General features: G+C 42.2%; 6 protein-coding genes and 2 pseudogenes. 7 read left to right on the top strand and 1 reads right to left on the bottom strand.

Annotated features, from left to right (window positions below):
- The 6 genes and pseudogenes from H6F44_RS23380 to H6F44_RS21495 form a co-directional block, all read left to right on the top strand.
- Positions 1-168: pseudogene (locus H6F44_RS23380) on the top strand (IS4 family transposase); the annotation flags it as partial.
- Between the two features lie 96 nt (positions 169-264).
- Positions 265-399 (top strand): annotated as a pseudogene (locus H6F44_RS23840) (hypothetical protein); the annotation flags it as partial.
- A gap of 630 nt (positions 400-1,029) precedes the next feature.
- On the top strand, positions 1,030-1,548 hold the full coding sequence (locus H6F44_RS21480) for a phycocyanin subunit beta (RefSeq protein WP_190353135.1): 519 nt from the start codon (positions 1,030-1,032) through the stop codon (positions 1,546-1,548).
- 97 nt (positions 1,549-1,645) lie between these two features.
- A complete protein-coding gene (cpcA, locus tag H6F44_RS21485) occupies positions 1,646-2,134 on the top strand; it encodes a phycocyanin subunit alpha (protein WP_190353136.1) in 489 nt (162 codons plus the stop codon).
- 400 nt (positions 2,135-2,534) lie between these two features.
- Positions 2,535-3,356 carry a phycobilisome linker polypeptide gene (locus H6F44_RS21490; protein ID WP_190353137.1) on the top strand — a complete coding sequence of 274 codons (822 nt, stop codon included), beginning with the start codon at positions 2,535-2,537 and terminating at the stop codon, positions 3,354-3,356.
- A 96-nt stretch (positions 3,357-3,452) separates the two neighbouring features.
- Entirely contained in the window at positions 3,453-4,316 is an 864-nt protein-coding gene (locus H6F44_RS21495; RefSeq protein ID WP_190353138.1) for a phycobilisome linker polypeptide, read from the top strand.
- A gap of 121 nt (positions 4,317-4,437) precedes the next feature.
- On the opposite strand, the gene H6F44_RS21500 is transcribed toward H6F44_RS21495, so the two are convergent.
- Positions 4,438-6,090: a photosystem II high light acclimation radical SAM protein gene (locus tag H6F44_RS21500; RefSeq protein WP_242016693.1), complete on the bottom strand. Its 1,653-nt coding sequence runs from the start codon at positions 6,088-6,090 to the stop codon at positions 4,438-4,440.
- A gap of 679 nt (positions 6,091-6,769) precedes the next feature.
- Between H6F44_RS21500 and H6F44_RS21505 the strand changes: the two genes are divergently transcribed.
- Positions 6,770-7,360 carry a sacsin N-terminal ATP-binding-like domain-containing protein gene (locus H6F44_RS21505; RefSeq protein WP_190353139.1) on the top strand — a complete coding sequence of 197 codons (591 nt, stop codon included), beginning with the start codon at positions 6,770-6,772 and terminating at the stop codon, positions 7,358-7,360.
- Positions 7,361-7,457 lie beyond the last annotated feature (97 nt).

A 7,457-nucleotide genomic window follows, 5' to 3' on the forward strand; every position in this document is an offset into this window, starting at 1 on the left:
ACGATCCAAATCTACACTTGCTTAATAGCGTATGTTTTATTAGAGCTAGTAGAGATACCAAAAGAGTTTGGCTGTAAGATGTTAGATAAACTGAGGTATTTACAAGCATTCATGAGTGAGAATATCAGTTATGTACATTGGTTTAGGAAGATAGTGATATTAAGCTGAAATCACGCTTTTTGCAGGAGTAGTGTGTCCACTTTTGGGATAACCTCATGTCTGATTCAACACTTCTGATATCAACTCTCTTACTGCGAGAGGTAACAGCAGAATGATAAAACAAGGCGTGTTCTTGAAAAGTCCTTTGGGACAGAATGGACAGAGCGCTATATGACCATCAAGCTTTTTGACTACAGCACTTGTGATGAGTTGCTGTGTTTGAGTCTTGATCTTGTCTAAGGCAAAGTGAAAAGTTATTGGTAAATTATTAGCGAATTATTAGTAATTTATTAGTAATTTATTAGTAATTTATTAGTAAGTCGCTCACCATAAGTAAAGCCTAAAACCAGAAGCCATCCCGCTCGTTATGCAGACAGGATGGTTTTCTAGATTTTTAGTGTACTTATGTCTAGCTAATTATTTCTCAAGGGAATGGCAATACTTAGCACTGCCATTCCTTTTTTTTGCTTTAATATTAAGAAATGAGAGCAAATGCAAAGTTATCGTAACAATTGTCGTCTAAGTATAGAACCAGAGAAACCTAGTCATATCCAAGGTTTGCATTTATTTGCATGATTTTGTCCACCTAGTAATTAAGTAATTTAAGAATTGCACAAAATCTGCACAAACTAGTTGCTTTAATCATCTTAATTCAGAAGCCACTAAGCCCAAAGACGTATATTTAATTGCGGTTTAGGTTCTTGAAAACAGATTGTGAAGAGTGTGGTTATTACTTAGCACAGTCCACATTTAGGATTTCCGTTACTTTAGAGTAGTTTTCCTGATTACTGTTCTAAAGTAACGTGAAGGCTTTGAATTGTTTTTGATTTATATATTTTTTTAATTTATTAAATAAGGAGATTCTTTAGCATGCTAGATGCTTTTACTAAAGTTGTTACCCAAGCAGACACCCGTGGCGCTTTTGTATCCGATTCTCAAGTTGATGCTCTCAAGCAATTGGTCGCTGAAGGAACCAAGCGTTTGGATGTAGTTAATCGCATCACTGCCAACTCATCGGCGATCGTCACCAATGCCGCCCGTGATTTGTTTGAGGATCAACCTCAACTGATCGCTCCTGGTGGCAATGCATACACCCACCGCCGCATTGCTGCTTGTATGCGTGATATGGACATCATCCTTCGCTATGTCACCTACGCCATCTACTCAGGCGATGCTAGTGTCCTAGAAGATCGTTGCCTCAACGGTTTGCGTGAAACCTACGGTGCATTGGGTGTACCTGGTGGATCGGTTGCTGTTGGTATCGAAAAAATGAAGGCAGCCGCGATCGCGATCGCCAACGATCCTAACGGTGTAACCCGTGGAGATTGCAGCGCCATCATGTCTGAAGTTGCTAGTTACTTCGATAAAGCTGCCGCCGCCGTAGGCTAATTGTTTGTTTTTAAGATCAATTTTTCTCTTTTTCTTATCTACTTTTTTCCTTTCTTCTTTTTCCTTTTTCCTTTAACTTTATTGAGGTATACCAAACATGAAAACCCCTTTAACCGAAGCAGTTTCTACCGCCGATTCTCAAGGTCGCTACCTTGGCGTTCCCGAAATGCAAGCCGCCTTTGGTCGCCTTCGCACAGCTGCTGCTAGTCTTGACGCTGCTAAAGGCTTGAGCGCTAAAGCCACTAGCCTCGCCGAAGGTGCTGCCAATGCTGTTTACCAAAAATATCCCTACACCACCCAACAACAGGGCAATAACTTCGCTTCCACCCCTCGCGGCAAAGCCAAGTGTGTTCGTGACATCGGCTACTATATCCGCATGGTTACATATTGCCTGATTGCAGGCAGCACTGGTCCGATGGATGACTACCTCGTAAGTGGTTTGACCGAAATCAACCGTGCTTTTGATCTATCCCCTAGCTGGTATGTTGAAGCCTTGAAGTACATCAAAGCCAATCATGGTTTGGGTGGAGACTCAGCTTTGGAAGCCAATTCTTACATTGACTATGCGATCAATGCCCTTAGCTAATTGCATCAGCTAATTGCATCAGCTAATTGCAGAAGAGCAGGCGGTACTACCCAAGGTTAAGTTTCGTTTCGTTCTTTAACTAATTATCACCAGGTTTCTCAGTTGTGGTTAGGCTATATAGTCAAGCCATAACTGCAAGCAAATTCACGAAACCCCGAAAACGGTAAGTAAGCCCTGCGGGGATTCCTTACCGTTTTCATCGTTTATAGCCCTTGACACTGACTGAAAACCCAGAAAGAGCTTTGAAATCTTTGCGGAGTGCTACTTTCAAAAATCTTCCTGTAATATTAAAAGCCTTAATGCGCTGTATTTATAGCTGTGGGTTTTCGGTAAGTGACGACAGTTATGACAACGATTATTAATAAAAAATTTTTAAAACCTTATTTCAAGGAGATTCAATATGACAAGTTCCATGGCTGCAAGTCGGCTAGGATTTGAGCCTTTTGTGAATACCTCTCCTGTGGAGCTATATCCCAATTGGACTGCTGCTGATGTCATCGCGGTAATTACTGCGGCAAATCGGCAAGTATTCGGCAATGCCCACCTGATGGCATCTGAGCGCCTCACTAGTGCTGAGTCACGATTGGCTGGTGGTAACATTTCTGTACGCGAATTTATTCGTGCTTTAGCACAGTCTGAGTTATATCGCAAACAGTTCTTTTCTTCCACTCCTCAAGTTCGCTTTATTGAATTGAATTTTAAACATCTGTTGGGTCGCGCTCCTCAAGATGAAGCCGAAATTACTGCCCATGTTAATCTCTACATTGAAAAGGGATATGAGGCAGAGATCAATTCCTATATTGATTCGGAAGAATATCAAGAGAATTTTGGCGAATCAATTGTTCCCTATTATCGGGGCTTTGATACACATCTTGGACAGAAGAATGTGGGCTTTAATCGGATGTTTCAGCTTTATCGCGGTTATGCCAATAGCGATCGCGCCCAAGGTAAAAACAAATCTGCTTGGCTAGCCGAGGATCTTGCTCGCAATGCCGCAAATCCCATTCGTACTCCTCACTTTGGTCAAGGTTTGGCTGGCAATACGGGCGACGATCGCGGCAAGTTGTATCGGGTCAGAACTATTCAAGGCGATCGCCTTGGCAATCGTCCACAATTGCGCCGCAGTGTCAGTGAATATTTAGTTGCCTACGACCAACTTTCCAGTACATTGCAAAGGCTAAATCAGCGTGGTAGCCGCATTACTCAAATTTCCCCTGCGTAATGAATCAAGATTTGTTTCATCGCCTTGGGTGGTGGAACAAATCCATAATTTTTAATATGTTTTTAACTATTTTTAACTGAATAAGGAGAATAAACTATGGCAATTACCACTGCTGCTTCCCGTTTGGGAATTACAGCTTTTAACAGCGCCAACGTTGTCGAGCTGCGTCCCAATTGGACTGCCGAAGATGCCAAAATTGTGATCAATGCGGTCTATCGTCATGTGTTGGGCAATGACTACATCATGGCTTCAGAGCGTCTCATTGGGCTTGAATCTTTACTCAATAATGGACAAATTACGGTGCGTGAATTTGTCCGCGCTGTCGCAAAGTCTGAGCTATACAAGACCAAGTTTTTCTATCCTAACTTCCATACTCGCGTGATCGAGTTGAATATCAAGCATTTGCTAGGACGCGCTCCTTACAGCGAAGCAGAAGTTATCGAGCATCTCGATCGCTACCAAACCAAGGGTTTTGATGCTGACATTGATTCCTATATCAATTCGGCAGAGTATGAGGCTAATTTTGGTGACTCGATTGTGCCTTACTATCGCGGCTTTGAGAATAATGTCGGCGATACCACGGCAGGATTTACGAGAATGTTCCGCCTCTATCGTGGCTATGCCAATAGCGATCGCGCTCAGATTGAAGGTAGCAATTCCCGACTAGCCGTAGAGCTTGCTCAAAATACGACTTCGGCGATCGTGGGTGCTTCGGGTGGTAATGATGGATGGGCTTACCGTCCAGCCGCTAAGGGCAATATGGCAACCCGTGCCTTTGGGCGTTCGATTGGTACTGGCGATCGCCTCTACCGAGTTGAAGTTGCCGCCGTATCCCTCCCTCGCTATCCTAAAGTTCGTCGCAGCAACCGTGAGTATATCGTCTCCTACGAAGAGCTATCCAACACCTTGCAACGCATCAACAAAATGGGTGGCAAGGTTGCTAGTGTGACTATTGCTTAAACGCATCAAAGAACAGAAGGGCTAAGCCCTTTTTTTCTTTAAAAAAGAAAGCACCGTGCCAAGCGCGGTGCTTTCTTTTTTAACTCTCTCTGGCATGGGGAGTAAATCAACAAAAATGTTGTCACACTTTCGTTAATTGGGATGATTCCTGTATTGGAGCCGATAGTGCCTCGGATAGGGGGGCGCGTCCAAGCCGCTCTTCGAGAATATCCATTACCGCCCGACCAAAATCATCCTCATTGCGATTCCATGCTTCTAGACAAACTTCACCAAAGAAAGAACCCATTGGCTCAGGATTCCACAGTAGCTTTTTGGCTGTCCAAGGCATCATACTCATGGGGTTATAGCCCTGTTTGAGAAAGTTATTTTTGATCGCATATTCTTCTAAATGGGTATGGGGTTGTAAACCAATAAAGAAGATGGCGGGTTCCACTTTGTCCGCTCCAAAAATTGCTTCCAATTCACGGTGATAGGCGATGGTTTGGCGCACGGTTTCGATGGTTTCATCAATGACATTAAAGGAATAATTAACCGATACTAATTCATTGAAACCTGCGGCACGGAGATCGCGACAGTTCTGCAAAACAGACTTGAGGTTGTAGCCCATACGCATTTTGCGAACTAGCTCCTGCGAACCGCTAGTAATACCAATTTCAAAGTAGCTCATGCCTGTCTCCACCATTAACTGACAGAGATAAGGCGTGAGATTGTCGGCGCGAATATAGGCTGCCCAATGGATATCGGTCATGCCCGATGCTTTGATTTTTTCTAAAAGGACGATCGCATCATCAATGAATTTTTTGGCAGGAATAAACTGAGCATCGGTAAACCAAAAGTTCCGCACGCCGCGATCGTAGAGTTGACGCATTTCCTTAATCACTTCATCGGTGGGGTTAATGCGAACCTGTTTGCCCTCAATCACGGTGTAGATACAGTAACAGCAGTTGTGGGGACAGCCGCGCTTAGTCTGTACACCAATATAAAAATCGCGATCGCGGAAATAGTAATTAAAATCTTCCCAAATTGATTCGATATAGGGATAATCGCAGGCGCTTTTTTCGATGGGGGCAGGTTGCTCATGGATCAGGCGATCGCGGGGTTTGGTTTCGCCAGCGATGTAGCAACGTTCATTGTCTAGCGATCGCCCCTGCACTAATCGCTCTAAAAGAGACTCCCCTTCACCGACCGAAATAACCGTCCCCTTGGGCAGAATATTTCCCAGTTGTTCATAAAATACACTCACCGCACCGCCACCGATTACGGCTCTGGCATTGGGTTGATAGCGTCGCGCCCTTGCCAATCCTCGCCTAATTAGCTGTGAGTTGCGCCATAGCTCGGTGTAATAAGAGGTGAATAGCCGCAAGCCATTGACCGCACCGCGCAACTTTTTGAGCGGATTTTTGGCATAGTAAAACTCAAAGGCATTTTGCAAAGGATTACCGCCGCGTCCACCCACGGGGGCATAGATCTGAATATCACGCCAAGAAAATACTAATAAGTTGGGTTGATATTGATCGATCGCCCGATCTAAAGCGCTATAAAAATCTAGAGGCGGCACTGTGCCGAGATCAAAAATATTTTGCTGCACATGGGGCGCAACCTTGTGAATGTGATCGGCGAGATATACTACGCCAATGGGAAAAATGGGGTTGCAAGGCAGTCGCACATAAAGGATGCGATCGCTGCCTGTATTGGCGGTATCAACCTCTATGGCGGTTTTAGGTTGGTTGTCTGATGGCTGTGTTAGTTGATTTTCTAAACTGAGGCTAGACATAGGTTTTGGGGGTAATGGCTATTTATTTAAGGGCTAACGGCTTGAGAAAAAGAAATTTTAAAGAATGGTTGTAAATGGTTGTAAATAACTGCTTCATATATCTTAACGTCAGTTATTCACTAAGGGGGTTTTACTTCAATAACTTGGTTTGGTATATTCCCCTCTGTGCCGATAATCAAAAATCTTTCTGTACTATTCAGAGCCTCAATAGGCTGTATCGTTTGCTAAATTTCGTCTTTTGATGATGCTACTACTATTGCGGCGGTGGTGATGGCGGAACTACAAAAGTCGCCTATTATCAAGGTAAATGAGGGAGAAAAAATCAAAAAATTGCTGCGACTCAAAGCCGCCTACTTTTTACAAGAATTAGTGATGTATCTCTTGATACAACCTCATAAACATTGCTTTTTTGTTATATAAAAACTAAAAGGTATCTGATATAGTTTATTTGTCACTTGATTAATTTTGAGCTTTATGAGGTTAGAGGTAGAAAGCTATATAAGTTTTAATGAGTGGATTTCAGTCAATGCTAAATTTAAGCCGACCCCAACTTGCCCTAAAACAAAGCTTTAAGTGAAATTGACTATTTCGAGTGAGTCTCAAGTATTATCGCATCGTTGACGTAGTCCAAAATTTTACGTTAATCTTAATCTCTATCTAAAAATGAAAATCAAAAGTTATGGATTATGAATCTCGGATCAATGAATCACAGCAAAAAGTATATGAAAAAGCTGTAGCCACAAAAATCCTTGATTTAATGGACAAATTAAGAAATAGCAGCAATGAAAACGATAGGAAGCGATGGATATGGGAGTTATTGCAAAACGCAAAAGATGTTAAAAATCTTAATCGACAAGGTGTTGATGTAATTGTTGATTTAGATCAACAAGAGAAAATTTTGCTGTTTAAACATAATGGAAGATGTTTCTCCACTGATAATATTACTTTTTTAATTGAACAAGTATCCACAAAAGAAAGAAACCCTGAGAATACCGAGGAGACAGGCAAGTTTGGCACAGGCTTTTTGACAACTCATCTTCTTTCTGAAGTTGTTGAGGTAAGGGGAGTAGTTAAGGATGATGATTTACCTTATCGTAAGTTTTGTATTACTTTAGACAGAAAAAGTGTAGAAATCCCAGAAATTATAGTAAGTCTCAAAGAGTCAATTAAAGAATTGAGACAATTAGCCAAAGCAGAAGATTATAAAAACTATAAAGAAGATGATTTCAATACATCTTTTACTTACCATCTTGATGAAGATGGACTCTGACGGGGCGACAAAAGATATGGGAAGTATGAGTAGATGGGGATTTGAGGATTTAAGATAAAAAAGATAGGTCAAGTCATAGTAAGTATGACCTATCTAG

Origin of the sequence: Pseudanabaena cinerea FACHB-1277 (assembly GCF_014696345.1) — a bacterium.
In the GTDB taxonomy this organism is placed as follows: domain Bacteria; phylum Cyanobacteriota; class Cyanobacteriia; order Pseudanabaenales; family Pseudanabaenaceae; genus Pseudanabaena; species Pseudanabaena cinerea.

What these genes read in the sequence shown, in the direction of transcription:
- H6F44_RS21480 (WP_190353135.1), top strand. Translation starts at nt 1,030, where the DNA reads ATGCTAGATGCTTTTACTAAAGTTGTTACCCAAGCAGACACCCGTGGC.
- H6F44_RS21500 (WP_242016693.1), bottom strand. Translation starts at nt 6,090, where the DNA reads ATGTCTAGCCTCAGTTTAGAAAATCAACTAACACAGCCATCAGACAAC.
- H6F44_RS21505 (WP_190353139.1), top strand. Translation starts at nt 6,770, where the DNA reads ATGGATTATGAATCTCGGATCAATGAATCACAGCAAAAAGTATATGAA.
- H6F44_RS21490 (WP_190353137.1), top strand. Translation starts at nt 2,535, where the DNA reads ATGACAAGTTCCATGGCTGCAAGTCGGCTAGGATTTGAGCCTTTTGTG.
- H6F44_RS21495 (WP_190353138.1), top strand. Translation starts at nt 3,453, where the DNA reads ATGGCAATTACCACTGCTGCTTCCCGTTTGGGAATTACAGCTTTTAAC.
- cpcA (WP_190353136.1), top strand. Translation starts at nt 1,646, where the DNA reads ATGAAAACCCCTTTAACCGAAGCAGTTTCTACCGCCGATTCTCAAGGT.